The following is a 16,730-nucleotide window of genomic DNA, read 5'->3' on the forward strand; positions in this document are numbered from 1 at the left end:
TGATCACCGGGTTAGGCCGGGTTCATCTTCGGCGGAACCGACGCGTCGGGATCGGGCTTGTCTCCATAAGCAGGCGCGTCCCCCGGGGGAGCCCCCTCATCCAGGCCGCCATCCCCGTCGTACGGATAGGCGTCGTCGGGATAAGCCTCGTCGGGATAGGTTCCGGCATCGGGCTTGCCGTCCACCGGCGCGCCCTCATCGTCGATCCAGCCCTCGTCGTCCGGGGCATATTGCCCGTCCTCGTCATCATATTGATCGTCGGCTGTGGCGGCGTCGTCCGGCCGCGCGCGCGTGCCGGCATCGGCGGCGCTCGGATCGCCGGGATAATCGACCTGCGCGTTGGGATCGCCGCCGAACTGCGCCAGCGCCGGCGCCGGCAGCGCGAGCGCGGCCAGCACGGCCGCGGCGGCGCCGATGATGAACTTGTTCATGTCCTCGTCCTTCGAACCGTCCGGCCGGGGCTCCTGCCCGGAAAGCGGCGACTATTGCGCCCCGGGGCATGAGCGGAAACTGAACGCGCGCGCCCTGCGTCTTACACAAATAATACACTTTCTCACTTGCGCCGCGCCGCCGGAGGCCCCAATCTTGGCGGGAAACCTGCGAGGAGGGCCGACAATGGCGACCCAGACCGAAACCGAGACCCAGACCGCGACGGCGTCGACGCTGACGCTCGATCCGCCAGCGCCGCTCCAGACCGTCGCGCCGGAGCAGGCCGCCGGGCTGGTGCCGCTCAAGGACGATCAGAAGAGCGCGCTCGACGAGCGGGTGGAGAAGTTCGTCGACGAGCTGGTGGCGCTGGACGCCAACTCGCCCGATTTCGGCAAGAAGGTCGATCAGCTGACGACCATGGGCCGCAAGGAGATCGCGGAGGCGGCCGGCGCGTCCAACCGTTTCCTCGATCGGCCGGTCAAGGCGATCGACAGCGAGACCGGCATCGGCGCGGACCTCACCAAATTGCGGCGCACGGTCGAGGATCTCGATCCCGGCCGCAACGGCGCCGCGGGCAAGCCGAGGAAGTTCCTCGGCATCATCCCGGTCGGCAACCGCCTCACGACCTATTTCCGCAAATATCAGTCGGCGCAGACCCACATCTCGTCGATCCTCGCCAGCCTCGCCTCCGGCAAGGACGAGCTGTTGATGGACAATGCCGCCATCGACGTCGAGCGCGCCAATCTGTGGAAGACGATGGGCAAGCTTGAGCAGATGATCCACATCTCCAAGGCGCTCGATCAGAAGCTGGAGGACAAGGCGAACGAGCTCGACGCGACCGATCCGGCCAAGGCCAAGGCGATCCGCGAGACCGCGCTCTTCTACACCCGCCAGCGCACCACCGACCTTCTGACCCAGATGGCCGTGACGGTGCAGGGCTATCTCGCGCTCGATCTGGTCAAGAAGAACAATGTCGAGCTGGTGAAGGGCGTCGATCGCGCCTCCACGACCACGGTCGCGGCGCTGCGCACGGCGGTGACGGTCGCCCAGGCGCTGACCAACCAGAGGCTGGTGCTCGAACAGGTCACCGCGCTCAATACGACCACCGCGACGATGATCGATCGCACCGGCGAATTGCTCAAGAGCCAGACCGGCGAGATCCACAAGCAGGCCGCGTCGGCGACGATCCCCCTGGAAACGCTGCAGCGCGCCTTCCAGAACATCTACGACACGATGGATTCGATCGACAAGTTCAAGATCGAGGCGCTCGGCAACATGAAGCAGACCGTCGACACGCTCGGCCGCGAGGTCGAGAAGAGCCGCGGCTATATCGCCCGTGCCGAGGGCGTCGCTCAGAACCAGCTGAGCGGGCCTTCGGAATCGCCGCTGACCGCGCTCGAGGGCTGAAGGCCGGACGATGAGCACGTCGCGCCAGGTCGATGCCGCCATCGCCCGTTTCGACGACGTGATGGGGCGCATCGATCGCAACCCGGCCAACGCGGCGCGCCGGCGCGAAACGAAACGCGGGCTCGCCGCCTTCGCGCACAGGATCACCAATATCGGCGTCGCGCTCGGCGCGCTGATCGTCGCGACCATCGGCTTCGGGCTGGTCGTCGGGCCGATCGGGATCGGCGGCCTGTTCGCGGTGGCGGCGCTGATGCTCTTCGCGATTCTCTTCTTCTCGCTGTGGGGCGGCGAGAAGCCGGTCGTCGATTATCGCGAGGACATGCCGAACAAGGCGGTGGTGCAGCGGCTCGAAAGCCTGCTGGTGCGCCGCCGCGGCGATCTTCCCGCCGCCGCCGCGCGGAGCATCGATGCGATCGGCGCCCAGCTGCCGCTGCTCGAAAGCCGGCTGGCGGAAACCAATATCCTCGATCCGCTCGCCCAGGATGCGCGGCGGCTGATGGGCAAGCACCTGCCCGAGCTGATCGAGCGCTACGAGCGGGTGCCCGCCCAGTATCGGGCCGAGCGCGATGCCGAGGGCAAGAGCGTCGACGACCGGCTCGTCGCCGGGATCGACGCCGCGCGCACCGCGCTCGACGATCTCGCCCGCAAGCTCGCGCGCGAGGATGTCGACGCCTTCCAGGTCCAGGGCCGCTTCATCGAAAGCCGCTATGCGGAAGGCGAGGCGCCGAAGTCCGATTAGGCTCAGCCGAGCTTCGCGACCACCTCGGTGGGCGTCTGGCTCACGGTGAACCGCTCGTTCGAGGAAAAGCAGATGACCGTGCCGCCCCCGTCGGTCGGCAGCACGTAGCGGACATGTTGCGGCGCGACGGCGATGGAGTTGCCGTCCGCGAGGGTGAACCAGATCAAGGCGTGCCTCCCTTGCGACTATGGATCCGCGCTCCTTATCCGCGCCGCGGCGAGGCCGCACAAGCGGGGCGTTGATCGCCGGCGCGCCCTGCGATACCGGTTGCGCCTTCAAGGCAGGGGGACGCGATGAAGATCGATCTGCGGCCGGGCGAAGCGATCATCGACAGCTGGACGCTTTTCTATCTCCCGCCGCAGGGTGGGAAATATAACGGCAAGCTCACCGTCACCAATCAGCGGCTGCTCTATGACGCCAAGTTCGACGCGAGCTTGCGGGGCATCGTCGAGGAAGCCGTGTTCGTCAAATGGGGCAGCGAGGGCTATCTCGAGATCGAGAAGGGCGACATCGCCGACGTCGAGGTGCAGAAGAAGCTGTTCAGCAAGAAGGCGATCGTGACGCTGACCGACGGAAGCAAGCATGTCTTCGACTATGGGGCCCTCAATATCGACAAGGCCGCGGACGCGATCCGCGCGCGCTGACATGCTCGCCTTCCTCAAGACCGCCGCCATCCTGCTGCTTTGCCTGATGCTGGCGGACCTGGTCGGCGTGATCGTTTGCCTCGTCTTCGATGTCGCGCCGCTGCGCGGCAGCAGTTCCGCGCTCCCTTATGCGATCTGGTTCGTCCTCGGCGTCTTTTCGGGGTTCATCGCCCTCAACGGCGCCGGCGGCTGGATCGCCGGCACCGGCGACGCCGACTGGAGCGAGCGGCCGGAGGCGCGGCGGATCGCGACCACCGCGCTGGCCTGCGGAACGATCGTGCTTGCCGCGCTCTCCCTGCTCTTCTGGCGCGTGTTCTGGAGCCGCGGCGTGATCGGCGGATATTATGTGCCGGACAGCATGACGCACACGCTCACCTTCTTCGCCGCCGTGCTTGGGGCAATGACCCTCGCCCGCGCCCTGATCGGACCGAAGCCGGGCGCGCCGGCCCCGTGAGGCTCGCAACCGGCGTCATCCTCGCGTTCGCCCTGTCGACGGCGGCCGTCCCGGCCTCCGCCGCGCGGCTCTCCGCCGCCGATCGCGCCGCGCGGGTCACGATCACCCGCGACGATTGGGGTATCGCCCATGTCCGCGGGCATAGCGATGCCGATGCGGTGTTCGGCGCGATCTACGCCCAGGCCGAGGACGATTTCCCCCGCATCGAGGCGAACCTCCTCACCGCTTTGGGGCGCAGCGCCGAGGCGGAGGGCGAAGGCGCCCTGCCGGCCGATCTGCGCCAGCGGCTGTGGATCGATCCGGCGCAGCTTCAGCGCGATTATCGCCGCAGCCCGGCCTGGCTCAGGACCCTGATGGACGCCTGGGCCGATGGCCTGAACCACTATCTCGCCACCCATCCTGACGTTCATCCGAAGGTCCTGACCCGGTTCGAGCCGTGGATGATGCTGTCCTTCACCGAAGGCAGTATCGGCGGCGATATCGAGCGCGCGGAGCTGGGGCCGCTCGGCGCGTTCTACGGGGTGCCCGCGCGCCCCGCCCTCGCTTCCGCCGCGCCGCCGGACCTCGAGCCGCGCGGCTCGAACGGCATCGCGATCGCGCCGCGGCTCACCCGCGACGGCCACGCATTGCTCCTCATCAACCCGCACACTTCCTTCTTCTTCCGCTCCGAACTGGGGATGGAGAGCGACGAGGGGCTGCACGCTTATGGCGCCTCCACCTGGGGGCAGTTCTTCCTCTACCAGGGCTTCAACGAACATCTGGGGTGGATGCACACGTCGAGCGGCGTCGATTCGGTCGACGAGTTCGCCGAAACCATCGTGCGACGCGGCGGCCGCATCTTCTATCGCTACGGTCGCCAGCTGCGCCCGGTGACGACCGTGCCGATCACGCTGCGCGTGCGTGGGCCGGACGGACGCCTCGCCACCCGTACCTTCACCACCTATCGCACCCATCACGGCCCCATCGTCCGCGCCGACGGCGACAGGTGGATCGCGATGGCGCTGATGAACCGGCCGATCGAGGCGCTGGAGCAGAGCTGGCTGCGCACCAAGGCGACCAGCTTCGCCGAATATATGCGGGTCGCCGCGCTTCGGGCCAATTCGTCGAACGACACCATCTATGCCGACGCCGACGGCCATGTCGCCTATCTCCACCCGCAATTCGTGCCGGTGCGCGACAACCGCTTCGATTATCGCGGCACCGTCGACGGCAGCGATCCGGCGACCGACTGGCGCGGGCTGACGCCGCTGGCGCGGCTGCCGCAGGTCCGCGACCCGCGTGGCGGCTGGCTCTACAATTCCAACGACGCGCCATGGCGCGCGGCGGGCGCGGACAGCCCGGCTGCCGCCGATTTCCCGCGCTACATGGATCAGGCCGGGTTCAGCGCGCGGACCGACCATGCGACCACCCTGCTCGGCGCGGCCCGCGACCTCGACATCGAGGGGCTGCGGCGGATCGCCTTCGACAGCTGGATGCCCTTTTTCGCGGCCGAGGTGCCGAAGCTTCGCGCCGCCTGGTCGGCCCTCTCCGATCGCGACCCGCGCCGGGCCCGACTCGCCGGGCCGGTCGCCTTGCTCGCCCAGGGCTGGGATTATCGCTGGTCCGCCGAATCCCGGCCGACCGCGCTCGCCAATTATTGGGGCGAGGAATTGTGGAGCCGGGCCCTCGCCGCGCGCCCGCCCCACGGCAATATGTGGGAGGCGATGGCGGCATTGCCGCACGAAGACCGGATCGCGGCGCTCGACCGCGCGGTGGCGCGCATGGAGCGCGAATGGGGAAGCTGGCGCGTCGCCTGGGGCGAGGTGAACCGCTTCCAGCGCAACGACGCGGCGATCGTCCAGACGTTCGACGATTCGAAGCCCAGCATCGCGGTGCCGTTCGTCTCCTCGCGCTGGGGCTCGCTCGCCTCCTTCGGCGCCCATGCCTGGCCCGGCACGCGGCGCTGGTACGGGACGAACGGCAACAGCTTCGTCGCGATCGTCGAGTTCGGCCCGCGCGTCCGCGCCGTCGCGGTCACCGCCGGCGGCGAGAGCGGCCATCCCGGCGATCCGCACTTCAACGACGAGGCGGCGCGCTACGCGTCAGGCAATCTGCGGCCGGTCTATTTCTACGATGGCGACCTCGAAGGTCATGTCGAGCGGCGTTACCATCCCGGCGAAACCGGCGAGGTATCGTGCGCGCCGGGCGCTTGCCGGGCGGGCGCTTTACGTTAAGGTCAGGCAATGACCCTGCCTGCCCTCTTCGATCGCCTGCAACTACCGGTGATCGGCTCGCCTTTGTTCATCGTCTCGAGCCCCGATCTCGTCATTGCCCAGTGCAAGGCGGGGATCGTCGGCTCCTTCCCGGCGCTGAACGCGCGGCCGCAGAGCCAGCTCGACGAATGGCTGCACCGGATCACCGAGGAGCTGGCGGCGTGGGACCGCGACCATCCCGAGGCGCCCGCCGCCCCGTTCGCGGTCAACCAGATCGTCCACAAGTCCAACGTCCGCCTTCAGGAGGATATGGCGACCTGCGCGAAATGGAAGGTGCCGATCGTCATCACCTCGCTCGGCGCGATTCCGGAGCTCAACGACGCCGTCCACGGCTGGGGCGGCCTCACCCTGCACGACATCATCAACGATCGCTTCGCCCGCAAGGCGATCGAGAAAGGCGCGGACGGGATCATCGCGGTCGCCGCCGGCGCGGGCGGCCACGCCGGGACGCTCTCGCCCTTCGCCCTGGTGCAGGAAATCCGCCAGTGGTTCGATGGCCCGCTCGCCCTCTCCGGCGCGATCGCCAACGGCCGCGCCATCCTCGCCGCGCAGGCGATGGGCGCCGACCTCGCTTATGTGGGCTCGCCCTTCATCGCCACGACCGAGGCGAACGCGGCGGAGGCCTACAAGGCGGGCATCGTCGAGGGCCGGGCGAGCGACATCGTCTATTCGAACCTCTTCACCGGCGTTCACGGCAATTACCTCAGGCAGTCGATCCTCGCCGCGGGCCTCGATCCCGACAACCTTCCCGAAGGCGACCTCAGCACGATGAACTTCGGCAGCGCCTCGGCGAAAGCCTGGCGCGACATCTGGGGCTCGGGCCAGGGCATCGGCGCGATCGAGGCGGTGGTGCCGGCCGCCGACTATATCGCCCGGCTCGCGACCGAATATGAAACCGCCAAAGCCGAGCTGAAGGCCAAGGCACGCCTCTAGATCCGCGCCGGCCTGCTGATGGTCGGAACGCCGCCTTTGCTCCTCCGCCGCAAGCCCCTCCACCGCGCTGCGCGCGGTCCCCCTCCCCATCCCGGCCGAGCCGGGACAGGGAGGACTAATCGGGGTTGGACCGCGCTGCGCGCGGTCCCCCTCCCCATCCCCGCTGGCGCGGGAACAGGGAGGACGAACCACCCAATCCTCCCTGTCGCCGCAGGCGATGGGGAGGGGGACCATGCGAAGCATGGTGGAGGGGCTAAGCGGCGCAAGAGTTGAGGATATGCCGGAGAACGCCCTCGGCATTATCCCGAACCTCGCCGGCAACGATCCTCAGCACGCGATAGCCCTGCGCCTGGAGCCAGGCATCCCGCCTCTCATCCCGCTCGGGATTTGCACCCATCTCATGGGCGATCCCGTCGATCTCGATCGCGAGCCTGGCCGCGGGGCAGTAGAAATCGAGCACATAGGGCCCGGCGGGATGCTGGCGGCGGAACTTCAGCCCGCCCGGGCGGGCGCGCAGGATTTGCCACAGCGCGGCCTCGGGCGGCGACATCGCGCGGCGCAGCGCCCTTGCCCTGGCCACCGTGCCTTTCGTCGTCTGCCGCAAGCCCCTCCACCGCGCCGCGCGCGGTCCCCCTCCCCATCCCGGCCGAGCCGGGACAGGGAGGATTAACTGTCGATCTTGCCGGCGCCAATCCTCCCTGCCGCCGCAGGCGATGGGGAGGGGGGCCAGCCGAAGGCTGGTGGAGGGGCTCAGGCCGCCTTCTGCAAATGCCGCCGTCCGAGCAGTTCGGCGATCTGGACCGCGTTCAGCGCGGCGCCCTTCCGCAGATTGTCCGAGACGCACCACAGGTTGAGGCCGTTCTCGATCGTCGGGTCCTCGCGCACGCGGCTCACATAGGTCGCATATTCGCCGACGACCTCGACCGGGGTGACGTAGCCGCCGTCCTCGCGCTTGTCGACGAGCATGACGCCCGGCGCCTCGCGCAGGATCGCCTGGGCGTCCTCGGCGGAAAGCTCCCGCTCGAACTCGATGTTGATCGATTCCGAATGGCCGACGAAGACCGGAACGCGAACGCAGGTCGCCGTCACCTTGATCGAGGGATCGAGGATCTTCTTGGTCTCCACCACCATCTTCCACTCCTCCTTCGTCGATCCGTCGTCGAGGAAGGAGTCGATATGCGGGATGACGTTGAAGGCGATCTGCTTGGTGAACTTCACCGGCTCGTTGGCATCGCCGACGAAGATGTTGCGGCTCTGCTCGAACAGCTCGTCCATCCCCGCCTTGCCCGCGCCCGAGACCGACTGGTAGGTCGAGACGACGACGCGCTTGATCCGCGCGACATCATGCAGCGGCTTCAGCGCCACCACCATCTGCGCGGTCGAGCAATTGGGGTTCGCGATGATGTTCTTGTGCCGGTAAAGGTCGATCGCCTCCGGATTCACCTCCGGCACGATCAGCGGCACGTCCGGGTCCATCCGGTAGAGCGAGCTGTTGTCGATCACGGTGCAGCCGGCGGCGGCCGCCTTTGGCGCATAAATCTTGGTCGGGCCGGAGCCGGCCGCGAACAGGGCGATGTCCCAGCCTTCGAAATCGAAATGTTCGAGGTTGCGGACCTTGAGCTCGCGCCCGGAATCGCCGAAATCGATGATGTCGCCGGTCGATCGCGGGCTCGCCACCGCGACGATGTCGTCGAGCGGGAATTCGCGTTCGGCGAGGATGTTCAGCATCTCGCGACCGACATTGCCGGTCGCACCGACGACCACGACCCGATAACCCATTTCACACTCTCCAGAAGAGGCTCGCCAGGCGATCTACGCCCGGCCGGCCGCATTGCAAGCATCGCCATGCATTGAGCAGGATTTTCTGATATAGGGTGTGCGCGCAGCGAAAGGAGACCTTTCATGGCTGCTTCAACGATCGCAACCGTCTCGCAAGACGCGCCGGCGCTCCCGGTGCGGCGGATCACGCGCGCCGATCTCGATGCGGCGCTCCGCGACGGGCTCAGGGATTTTTCCGCCCATCGCGGCGACCTCATCTTCGTCGGCCTTCTCTATCCGGCGATCGGGTTCATCGCCGGGGCGGCCGCGCTCGGCAACGGGCTCATCCCCTATTTTTTCCCGGTCGCCGCCGGGGTCGCGCTCCTGGGGCCGATCGCCGCGCTCGGCTTCTACGAGATCGCGCGGCGGCGGGAATCGGGCCTTGAATCGGATTGGTCGCATTTCCTCGATGTCGTGAAGCGCCCTTCGATCGATTCGATCGTCGCCGTCGCCGGGCTCCTGCTCGCCGTCTTCCTCGCCTGGCTCATCGTGGCGGGCGGGCTCTACGCGTTGCTGCTCGGCCCGCCGCCCGAATCGATCGGCGCATTCCTCACCCGCCTCTTCACGACCAGGGAGGGCTGGGCGCTGATCCTCGTCGGCAATCTCGCCGGGCTGTGCTTCGCCTGGGCCGTGCTCTCGCTCAGCATCGTCTCCCTGCCGATGCTGGTCGATCGCGATGTCGGCGCGCGCCTTGCGGTGCGGACCTCGATCGAGGCGGTGCGCGCCAATCGCTGGCTGATGGCGCGCTGGGGCATCATCGTCGCCGCCCTGCTCGTGCTCGGCGCGATCCCGGCCTTCATCGGCCTCGCCTTCGTCCTGCCCTGGCTCGGCTATTCGACCTGGCACCTTTACACCCGCCTGGTCGATCGCGAGGCGCTGCCGCTCAGCTAGACAGCCCTCGCCAGCCGCCGCGCGTCTGCTATGCTCGCCTGAAAAGAGGGGGGAGCGCGATGGGCCGGTCGATCTGGGGGCTGCTTGGAATCGTGCTGCTCCTCATCGGGGCGATGGCGGCCAAGGATCGGCTGATCGCCCTCCCCGCCCCGCCGGCCCATGCCGCGCCCGGCCAGTTCGACGCCAACCGCGCCGTCGCCCGCCTCGCCTTCATCCTCGGCGACCAGCGCCCGCATCCCGTCGACAGCGCCGATGGCGATGCGGTGCGCGACCGGCTGGTCCAGGCGATGCGCGGCGTCGGCCTCGCGCCCAGGATCAGCGACGATTTCGCCTGCAACGGCTTCGCCCACGCCCGTTCAGTCTCCTGTGCGCGGGTCCGCAACCTCGTCGCCGAGATCGGCCCCACGAGCGGCCCGGCGCTCCTTCTCGCCGCCCATTATGACAGCGCGACCGCCGGCCCCGGCGCCGCCGATGACGGCATCGGCGTCGCGACGATGCTGGAGATCGCGGCGAACCTGCGCGGCCGCCCGCTCTCGCGCGGCGTGATCTTCCTGATCGACGAAGGCGAGGAAGCGGGCCTGATCGGCGCCCGCGCCTTCCTCGATCGCGATCCGGCCGCGGCGCGGGTGGATGCCGTGCTCAACATGGAGGCGCGCGGCGTTTCCGGGCCGGCGATCATGTTCGAGACGAGCCGGCCCAACGCCGCCGCGGTCGCGCTCTATCGCGCCGCCGCGTCGCGCCCGCTCGCCAACTCGCTCTCGGCCGATCTTTACGGCCTCATCCCCAATTCGACCGACGTCAACGTCTTCAAGGCCAGGCCCTGGACGATCCTCAACTTCGCGATCATCGGCAACGAGACCCGCTATCACAGCCCCGGCGATCGCGTTGAGGCGCTCGATCGGGCCAGCCTCCAGCATATGGGCGATCAGGTCCAGGCGGTCACCGAACGGGTGCTGGAAAACGGTCTCCCGGCCGCGCGCGGCACCAGGCTCTACGCCGATCTCGCAGGCCGTGCGCTCATCGCGCTGCCGCTCGGGTTCGGCCTGCTTCTGCTTGGCATCCTGCTCGTCTTCTTCGCGCTGACGTCATGGCGTCGCGGCGCGCTCGGCCGGCCCCTCGCGGCCGTGGCGGCGAGCCTCGTCGGCGGCGCGGCGCTCGCCTGGCTGGGCCAGTTCGCAGTCGGGCTGATCCGCGCCGGGGATTATTGGCGCGCCTCGCCGGTTGTGACGACGAGCGCCGTCTATGCCTCGGCCATCGTCGCCGCCCTGCTCGCCATCCGCGCCATCGCCCCGAAGGCCGGGCGGCACCGGCTTCGCGCCGCCTTCTGGCTCGCCTTCACGATCGTTGGCGCCGCGATCTCGCTCATCGCGCCGGGCGGGGCGATCTATTTCCTGCTGCCGCCACTCATCGCCGCGCTCGGCATCGCGCTCGGGCGGGGTCGCCCGGCGATCGAGACCGGTGCGGCCCTCGTCGCCGCGCTCGCGCTCTACGTCAGCTTCGGCCCGGCGCTCGGCCTGTTCGAGGTGCTGCTGACCGACGGGCCGTTCTGGGTGTTCGCGCCATTGGGCGCCCTGATGCTGCTCCCCTGGCTGATCGAGCTTCCGCAGCTGGTCGAACGCTGCCGCCCGCTCGCACTGCCGGGCGCCGCGCTCCTCCTCATCGCATGGACCGCCGTCGCGCTGGCTCCTGCCTATAGCGAGGATCGCCGGCAGCGCATGACCGTCGCCTATCTGCGCGATGGCGGGACCGGCGCGGCGCGCTGGACGCTTTCGGGCGATGGCGCGCGGCGTCCGCCGGGCTTCGACTGGCGGCGCGAGCCGCTGCCCTGGTCGCCGGCGAAGCGCTGGACCGCCGATGCCCCGCGCGATGCCGATGGCGGCGCTGCCCCGCCGACCCTGGTCGTCCTCGGCGAAACCAGGACCGGCGCGGAGCGGCGCCTGCGCGTGCGCATCCAGGCGCCCGGCGCGGATCAGGTCGGCCTCTTCGCCCCGGCCGGTTCGCCGCTCCTCGCCGCCGGGGCGCCTGGATTCGTCCAGCGCTTCGGCCGCGGCGACCCCGACGATCCGTTCGTGCTCGGCTGCGGCGGCCGATCCTGCGACGGCGCGACCTTCGACATCATCCTGCGCGGCCCCGCGCCGGTCCCCGCCACGCTCGTCGCGACGCGCTTCGGCCTCGATATTCCACGCAGACCCACGCGCCCGCCACTCGCCGCGCCCCAATATGCACCGGATTCGCGCGTCCTGTTCACCAGGCTGCGGCTTTAGGTGCCAAAGCCGGCGAAATCGGCTAAGCGCCGGCTGTGCCCGATCTGTTCCAGGACGATGTGCCCCAGGCGCCCGAACCGCCGCTCTCCCCGAACGCGCCGCTCGCCGATCGCCTGCGCCCGCGCCGGCTCGACGAGGTCGTCGGCCAGGAGCATCTGACCGGGCCGGACGGCGCGATCGCCCGACAGGTCGCGGCGGGCAAGCTCGCCTCGATGATCCTGTGGGGCCCGCCGGGCACCGGCAAGACGACGATCGCGCGGCTGCTCGCCGATGCGGTCGGGCTGCGCTTCGTCGCGATCTCCGCGGTCTTCTCCGGCGTCGCCGATCTCAAGAAGGTCTTCGCCGAGGCGCGAGACCATATGAAGATCGGCAAGCAGACGCTTCTGTTCGTTGATGAAATCCATCGCTTCAATCGCGCCCAGCAGGACGGATTCCTGCCCTATGTCGAGGACGGCACCGTCGTCCTGGTCGGCGCGACGACCGAGAATCCGAGCTTCGAGATCAACGCGGCGCTGCTCAGCCGCGCGCAGGTGCTGATCCTCAGCCGGCTCGACGCGGCGGCGCTCGGCAAGCTGCTCGACCGCGCCGAGGCGCTGGTCGGGCGCGCCCTCCCGCTCACGGCGGAGGCGCGCGAGGCGCTGGTCGCCACCGCCGACGGCGACGGCCGCTTCCTCTTGAACCAGGCGGAGACGCTGTTCTCGATCGCGGTCGAGGCGCCGCTCGATCCGGCGGCGCTCGCCGCGCTCCTCAATCGCCGCGTCGCGATTTACGACAAGGACAGAGAAGGCCATTATAACCTCATCTCCGCATTGCATAAATCCATCCGTGGATCGGATCCGCAGGCGGCGCTTTACTATCTCGCGCGGATGCTGGTGGCGGGGGAGGAGCCGCTCTATGTCCTGCGCCGGCTGACCCGGGCGGCGAGCGAGGATATCGGCCTCGCCGATCCCCAGGCACTCGCCCAGTGCCTCGCCGCCAAGGAGGCCTATGATTTCCTCGGCTCGCCCGAGGGCGAGCTCGCCATCGTCCAGGCCTGCCTCTATCTCGCCACCGCGCCCAAATCGAACGCCGCTTATGCCGCGCAGAAGGCCGCCTGGCGAAGCGCGAAGGAGACCGGCTCGCTGATGCCGCCGAAGAACATCCTCAACGCCCCGACGAAGCTGATGAAGCAAGTCGGCTACGGCAAGGGCTATACCTACGACCACGATCAGGAGGGCGGCTTTTCGGGCGACGATTACTGGCCCGAGGAGATGGCGCCGCAGACCTTCTACACCCCCACCGATCGCGGCATGGAAAAGCGCATCGCCGAGCGCATGGCCTGGTGGGACGAGAGGCGAAAGGGCCGCCTGGATGGCTGAACCGATCCGCAGCTTCGACGAGGCCGTCGCCTTCGCGCTGGCGCTTCCCGATACGATCCTGTCGACCAGCTATGGCAAGCCTGCGGTCAAGGTCGCCTCGAACGGCCGCGCCTTCCTCTATTCCGGCCACGAGGCCGACTCCTCCTTCGGGATCGCGATCGATCTCGACACGATCGAGATGCTGAAGGAGACCGATCCGGACACCTTCTGGCAGACCCCGCATTATGAAGGCTGGCCGGCCGTGCTGATCCGCTTCGGAAGCGCCGATCCCGAGCGCGTGCGGGCGATGATCGAGCGGTCGCGGGACTGGACCGCGGCCCGGCCCAAGGCGAAGCCGCGCAAGAAGAAGGCATGAGCCGCTTCGAGCGTTTCGCTGCGATCGACTGGTCCGGCGCCAGGGGCAAGCGGCACCGGGGAATCGCGATCGCGATGGCGGAAGCCGGCGCCGGCGCGCCGCGCCTGATCCGCCCCGGCCATGTCTGGTCGCGAACCGGGGTGCTTGGCTGGCTGCTCGACGAGGCGGCGCGCGCGCCGACCCTGTTCGGCTTCGACATCAGCGCCGCCCCGCCGCTCCTGGCGCGCGGCGACTATCTTCCCGGCGAGCCTGGATTACCCCGTGATGCCAATGGTTTCTGGGCCTATGTCGACAGCAGGTGCGAGGACGAGGATCTCGGCGCGGCGAGCTTTCTCGAACAAGCCCATCGCCGCCATTTCTATTTCGGCGCCGCCGACGGCGTGAAGCGCGACTATCTCCACCACCGCGCCTGCGAGGACGCCTTCAACGCCACCGGCGGCGGCAAGGCATCGACCGTCTATGACGCGATCGGCGCCGCTCAGGTCGCCAAGGCGAGCTTCTCCGGAATGCGGCTCTTTCATCATGTCGACGGCCGGGTCCCGATCTGGCCATTCGATCCGCTTCCGGATGCGGGAAGCGTCGTCGTCGAAATCTACACCCGCGCCTTCATCCGCCTTGCCGGCATGAACGGCCGCAAGCTGCGCTCCCGCGACGCGCTGAACGCCGGCCTTGGCGCATTCGGAAGCGATCCTGTCGCGGGCCGGCGGCCGCTCAGCGACCACGAAACCGACGCGTTGATCGCGGCAGCGGGCATGCGCGCCATCGCCGGCGATCCGCGCTTCTGGTCGCCCGCCGGCCTCACCCCCCGGATCGCTCGAAGCGAGGGCTGGACCTTCGGCGTCATTTAGCCCATCGACCGGCGCGGCGCCGGCGCAAGGGCGGCCGGACCGGGGCGGCTTTGCCCGTTGCGAGGACGACGACTGGCCATGTCCGTTCCGTTCGCAGCATCGAGCCAGGCCGACGCCCCGCGCGGGCGGCGGCGGCGCGCGGCCTGAATCGTGACGACGGGGGGGCTTTTCGAGCTGCTGGCGTCGGAGCGCGACAGCCTTCTTCGTTATCTGGGGCTGCGCGGGGCGACGATCGAGGAAGCGGAGGACATCCTTCACGACGTCTATCTGAAGCTGCGCGAGACCGAGACCGGGCCGATCGCGCAGCCCATGCCGCGCATGGTGAGGATCGGGATCGATGCGAAATTCTAGGCGGCTCCTGCTGTCCATCCACGACGTCAGCCCCAGATTTTCGGCGCCGGTCGAAACCCTGGCCGGGATCCTCGCCGAAGAGGTCGGCGCCGGGCGCTTCGCGATGCTCGTCGTCCCGGATTTCTGGAACGAGGCGCCATTGCTCGCCGACCGGGCGTTCGTCGCCCGCCTGCGGAGCTGGGCGGCGCTCGGCGTCGAGATGTTCGTCCACGGCTGGTGCCATCGCGACGAGAGCCGCCATCGCGGCGCGATCGCCCGCGTGAAGGCGCGCCACATGACCGCTGGCGAGGGCGAGTTCCTGGGCCTCTCGCGCGAGGAGGCGATGGAGAGGATGCGCCGCGGCCGCGATGTCGTCGAACAGGCGATCGGCCGCCCGGTCGCCGGCTTCATCGCGCCCGCCTGGCTCTACGGCCCGGGGGCGATCGAGGCGGCCGGCGCCCTCGGCTTCGATCTTGCCGAGGACCATATGAAGGTCTGGAGCCCGGCGCGAAGCCGGGTGCTCGCACGCGGGCCGGTCGTCACCTGGGCGAGCCGGACGCCGATGCGCGCGGCGAGCTCGATCGCCTTCGCCGCGCTCGCCCGCCGGACGCTTGGCCCGATGGCGACGGTCAGGATCGCGCTTCACCCGGGCGACGTGAGCGATCCGCGGCTGATCGAGAGCGCGCGCCGCACGATCCGCCGGCTCGCGCGCGGCCGTGCCATCGCGCGTTATCGCGACCTCATCGATGCGGGAGGTGAAAACCCGCGGCATCTCTGACCCGAAGAGAGGCCGGCCCGATGCTCAAGGTGATGATTTTCCTCCACAGCTTCGAACCGGGCGGAGTCGAGCGGGTCGCCTTCCGGCTCGCGGATGCCTGGACCCGCGCGGGTCTCGTCCCGACCATGGCGCTGGGGCGGGCCGAAGGCGCGGCGGCGCCGGATTGCCTCCCCTGCCGGATCGAGGTCTTCCAGCGCGGGACGTTTTCGACCCGCCGGTTCGAGACATTGTGGATGATCGCCAACCTGCCCCGCCTGGTGATCCGCGAGCGGCCGGACATCCTGTTTTGCGCGGGCAATACCTATGCGGTGGTCGCGGCCGCCCTGCGGCTGATCCTCGGGCGGCAATGCCCGCCGATCCTCGCCAAGGTCAGCAACGACCTCGATCGCCGCGATCTGCCGCGCCCCGTCCGGCCGCTCTACGGCCTGTGGCTGCGGGCGCAGGGGCGCCTGTTCGATTCCTTCGTGGCGCTGTCGCCGGCCATGCAGGCGCAGATCGCAAGGGCGACCGGCGCCGATCGGCGCCGCATCGCATCGATCGAGGATCCCGGCCTGACGCTTGCCGAGATCGACCGCTTCGCCGCGCTTCGCGACGGCGCCGAGGAGCCGCGCCCCGGCCGCCGGTTCCTCGCCATCGGCCGGCTCGCGCTGCAGAAGAACTTTCCATTGCTGCTGCACGCCTTCGCGCGCATCGCCGATGCGCAGGACCAGCTCGTCATCCTCGGCGAAGGGCCCGAGCGTCGCCGGCTCGAACGGCTGGCCGAACGGCTCGGGATCCTCGATCGGATGCGCCTGCCGGGGCATGTCGATCCGATGGACGGCTGGTGGGCCGGCGCCGACATCTTCGTCCTTTCCTCCGATTATGAAGGCCTGCCGGCGGTGCTGGTCGAGGCGATCGCCGCCGGAACGGCCATCGTCGCGACCGATTGCAGCCCGGCCGTGGCCGAGCTTCTCGACAAGGGCCGGTTCGGCTCGATCGTCCCGGTCCGCAATCCCGATGCGCTTGCCGCGGCGATGCGCACCGCCGATCGCGCACAGGTGCCCGCGCCGGCCGACCGCCACCGCTGGTGCGCCCGCTTCACGATCGAGCGCGCCGCCCCGCTCTACGCGGATCTCATGCGTCGCCTCGCCGCCGAAGCGCGCGCCAATCGCGACGATGCCGATTTTTTCGGTGCGCCCGATGAGGATCGGGAGCGCTGGCGGCATCTCTGATTCGGAAACCACAGCGCCG

General features: G+C 69.1%; 18 protein-coding genes. 14 read left to right on the forward strand and 4 right to left on the reverse strand.

What is annotated here, in order from left to right; all coding sequences use genetic code 11:
• Window positions 1–11: 11 nt before the first annotated feature.
• Window positions 12–431, reverse strand: coding sequence for a hypothetical protein (locus tag FRZ32_RS00065; protein WP_147041568.1), 420 nt, complete (start codon window positions 429–431; stop codon window positions 12–14).
• Between the two features lie 184 nt (window positions 432–615).
• On the opposite strand from FRZ32_RS00065, the gene FRZ32_RS00070 reads away from it, so the two are divergent.
• Window positions 616–1,836, forward strand: a complete 1,221-nt coding sequence (locus FRZ32_RS00070; RefSeq protein ID WP_147041569.1) for a toxic anion resistance protein — start codon at window positions 616–618, stop codon at window positions 1,834–1,836.
• A 10-nt stretch (window positions 1,837–1,846) separates the two neighbouring features.
• Complete coding sequence (locus FRZ32_RS00075; protein ID WP_147041570.1) at window positions 1,847–2,575, forward strand: hypothetical protein; 729 nt, start codon at window positions 1,847–1,849, stop codon at window positions 2,573–2,575.
• 2 nt (window positions 2,576–2,577) lie between these two features.
• On the opposite strand, the gene FRZ32_RS15140 is transcribed toward FRZ32_RS00075, so the two are convergent.
• A complete protein-coding gene (locus FRZ32_RS15140) occupies window positions 2,578–2,742 on the reverse strand; it encodes a hypothetical protein (protein ID WP_158635770.1) in 165 nt (54 codons plus the stop codon).
• 126 nt (window positions 2,743–2,868) lie between these two features.
• On the opposite strand from FRZ32_RS15140, the gene FRZ32_RS00080 reads away from it, so the two are divergent.
• Genes FRZ32_RS00080 through FRZ32_RS00095 form a run of 4 tightly spaced genes read left to right on the forward strand, consistent with a single transcriptional unit; the run spans window position 2,869 to window position 6,858 of the window.
• Window positions 2,869–3,219: a hypothetical protein gene (locus tag FRZ32_RS00080; protein ID WP_147041571.1), complete on the forward strand. Its 351-nt coding sequence runs from the start codon at window positions 2,869–2,871 to the stop codon at window positions 3,217–3,219.
• A gap of 1 nt (window position 3,220) precedes the next feature.
• A complete protein-coding gene (locus tag FRZ32_RS00085; protein ID WP_147041572.1) occupies window positions 3,221–3,673 on the forward strand; it encodes a hypothetical protein in 453 nt (150 codons plus the stop codon).
• Window positions 3,670–5,886: a penicillin acylase family protein gene (locus FRZ32_RS00090; protein ID WP_147041573.1), complete on the forward strand. Its 2,217-nt coding sequence runs from the start codon at window positions 3,670–3,672 to the stop codon at window positions 5,884–5,886. Before FRZ32_RS00085 ends, FRZ32_RS00090 begins: the two co-directional genes overlap by 4 nt.
• Window positions 5,887–5,895: 9 nt before the next feature.
• Window positions 5,896–6,858, forward strand: coding sequence for an NAD(P)H-dependent flavin oxidoreductase (locus tag FRZ32_RS00095; protein WP_147041574.1), 963 nt, complete (start codon window positions 5,896–5,898; stop codon window positions 6,856–6,858).
• A 253-nt stretch (window positions 6,859–7,111) separates the two neighbouring features.
• Here FRZ32_RS00095 and FRZ32_RS00100 read toward each other — a convergent pair whose 3' ends face one another.
• Together FRZ32_RS00100 and FRZ32_RS00105 are read right to left on the reverse strand one after the other, a co-directional pair.
• A complete protein-coding gene (locus FRZ32_RS00100) occupies window positions 7,112–7,438 on the reverse strand; it encodes an endonuclease domain-containing protein (RefSeq protein WP_147041575.1) in 327 nt (108 codons plus the stop codon).
• A 170-nt stretch (window positions 7,439–7,608) separates the two neighbouring features.
• Entirely contained in the window at window positions 7,609–8,637 is a 1,029-nt protein-coding gene (locus FRZ32_RS00105; protein WP_147041576.1) for an aspartate-semialdehyde dehydrogenase, read from the reverse strand.
• Window positions 8,638–8,760: 123 nt separating this feature from the next.
• Here FRZ32_RS00105 and FRZ32_RS00110 point away from each other — a divergent pair, with 123 nt between their 5' ends.
• From FRZ32_RS00110 to FRZ32_RS00145, 8 genes are all read left to right on the forward strand, one after another.
• The gene (locus FRZ32_RS00110; RefSeq protein WP_147041577.1) at window positions 8,761–9,567 is read left to right on the forward strand and encodes a DUF2189 domain-containing protein; all 807 of its coding nucleotides are present in this window, start codon (window positions 8,761–8,763) and stop codon (window positions 9,565–9,567) included.
• 59 nt (window positions 9,568–9,626) lie between these two features.
• A complete protein-coding gene (locus tag FRZ32_RS00115; protein ID WP_147041578.1) occupies window positions 9,627–11,831 on the forward strand; it encodes a M20/M25/M40 family metallo-hydrolase in 2,205 nt (734 codons plus the stop codon).
• Between the two features lie 35 nt (window positions 11,832–11,866).
• Entirely contained in the window at window positions 11,867–13,189 is a 1,323-nt protein-coding gene (locus FRZ32_RS00120; protein WP_192901860.1) for a replication-associated recombination protein A, read from the forward strand.
• The gene (locus FRZ32_RS00125; RefSeq protein ID WP_147041579.1) at window positions 13,182–13,544 is read left to right on the forward strand and encodes an MmcQ/YjbR family DNA-binding protein; all 363 of its coding nucleotides are present in this window, start codon (window positions 13,182–13,184) and stop codon (window positions 13,542–13,544) included. The genes FRZ32_RS00120 and FRZ32_RS00125 overlap by 8 nt, the downstream gene beginning before the upstream one ends.
• Entirely contained in the window at window positions 13,541–14,392 is an 852-nt protein-coding gene (locus FRZ32_RS00130; protein ID WP_147041580.1) for a hypothetical protein, read from the forward strand. Before FRZ32_RS00125 ends, FRZ32_RS00130 begins: the two co-directional genes overlap by 4 nt.
• A 150-nt stretch (window positions 14,393–14,542) precedes the next feature.
• Window positions 14,543–14,743, forward strand: a complete 201-nt coding sequence (locus tag FRZ32_RS00135; protein ID WP_147041581.1) for a hypothetical protein — start codon at window positions 14,543–14,545, stop codon at window positions 14,741–14,743.
• Window positions 14,730–15,500: a DUF2334 domain-containing protein gene (locus tag FRZ32_RS00140; RefSeq protein ID WP_147041582.1), complete on the forward strand. Its 771-nt coding sequence runs from the start codon at window positions 14,730–14,732 to the stop codon at window positions 15,498–15,500. The genes FRZ32_RS00135 and FRZ32_RS00140 overlap by 14 nt, the downstream gene beginning before the upstream one ends.
• A gap of 20 nt (window positions 15,501–15,520) precedes the next feature.
• On the forward strand, window positions 15,521–16,711 hold the full coding sequence (locus tag FRZ32_RS00145) for a glycosyltransferase (RefSeq protein WP_147041583.1): 1,191 nt from the start codon (window positions 15,521–15,523) through the stop codon (window positions 16,709–16,711).
• Window positions 16,712–16,730: the final 19 nt, after the last annotated feature.

It is taken from the genome of Sphingosinicella ginsenosidimutans (genome assembly GCF_007995055.1).
GTDB lineage: Bacteria > Pseudomonadota > Alphaproteobacteria > Sphingomonadales > Sphingomonadaceae > Allosphingosinicella > Allosphingosinicella ginsenosidimutans.

Coding starts and splice junctions, on each gene's coding strand:
- FRZ32_RS00085 (WP_147041572.1), top strand. CDS start 3,221: ATGCTCGCCTTCCTCAAGACCGCCGCCATCCTGCTGCTTTGCCTGATG.
- FRZ32_RS00065 (WP_147041568.1), bottom strand. CDS start 431: ATGAACAAGTTCATCATCGGCGCCGCCGCGGCCGTGCTGGCCGCGCTC.
- FRZ32_RS00145 (WP_147041583.1), top strand. CDS start 15,521: ATGCTCAAGGTGATGATTTTCCTCCACAGCTTCGAACCGGGCGGAGTC.
- FRZ32_RS00130 (WP_147041580.1), top strand. CDS start 13,541: ATGAGCCGCTTCGAGCGTTTCGCTGCGATCGACTGGTCCGGCGCCAGG.
- FRZ32_RS00105 (WP_147041576.1), bottom strand. CDS start 8,637: ATGGGTTATCGGGTCGTGGTCGTCGGTGCGACCGGCAATGTCGGTCGC.
- FRZ32_RS00110 (WP_147041577.1), top strand. CDS start 8,761: ATGGCTGCTTCAACGATCGCAACCGTCTCGCAAGACGCGCCGGCGCTC.
- FRZ32_RS00095 (WP_147041574.1), top strand. CDS start 5,896: ATGACCCTGCCTGCCCTCTTCGATCGCCTGCAACTACCGGTGATCGGC.
- FRZ32_RS00125 (WP_147041579.1), top strand. CDS start 13,182: ATGGCTGAACCGATCCGCAGCTTCGACGAGGCCGTCGCCTTCGCGCTG.
- FRZ32_RS00075 (WP_147041570.1), top strand. CDS start 1,847: ATGAGCACGTCGCGCCAGGTCGATGCCGCCATCGCCCGTTTCGACGAC.
- FRZ32_RS00080 (WP_147041571.1), top strand. CDS start 2,869: ATGAAGATCGATCTGCGGCCGGGCGAAGCGATCATCGACAGCTGGACG.
- FRZ32_RS00070 (WP_147041569.1), top strand. CDS start 616: ATGGCGACCCAGACCGAAACCGAGACCCAGACCGCGACGGCGTCGACG.
- FRZ32_RS00140 (WP_147041582.1), top strand. CDS start 14,730: ATGCGAAATTCTAGGCGGCTCCTGCTGTCCATCCACGACGTCAGCCCC.
- FRZ32_RS00115 (WP_147041578.1), top strand. CDS start 9,627: ATGGGCCGGTCGATCTGGGGGCTGCTTGGAATCGTGCTGCTCCTCATC.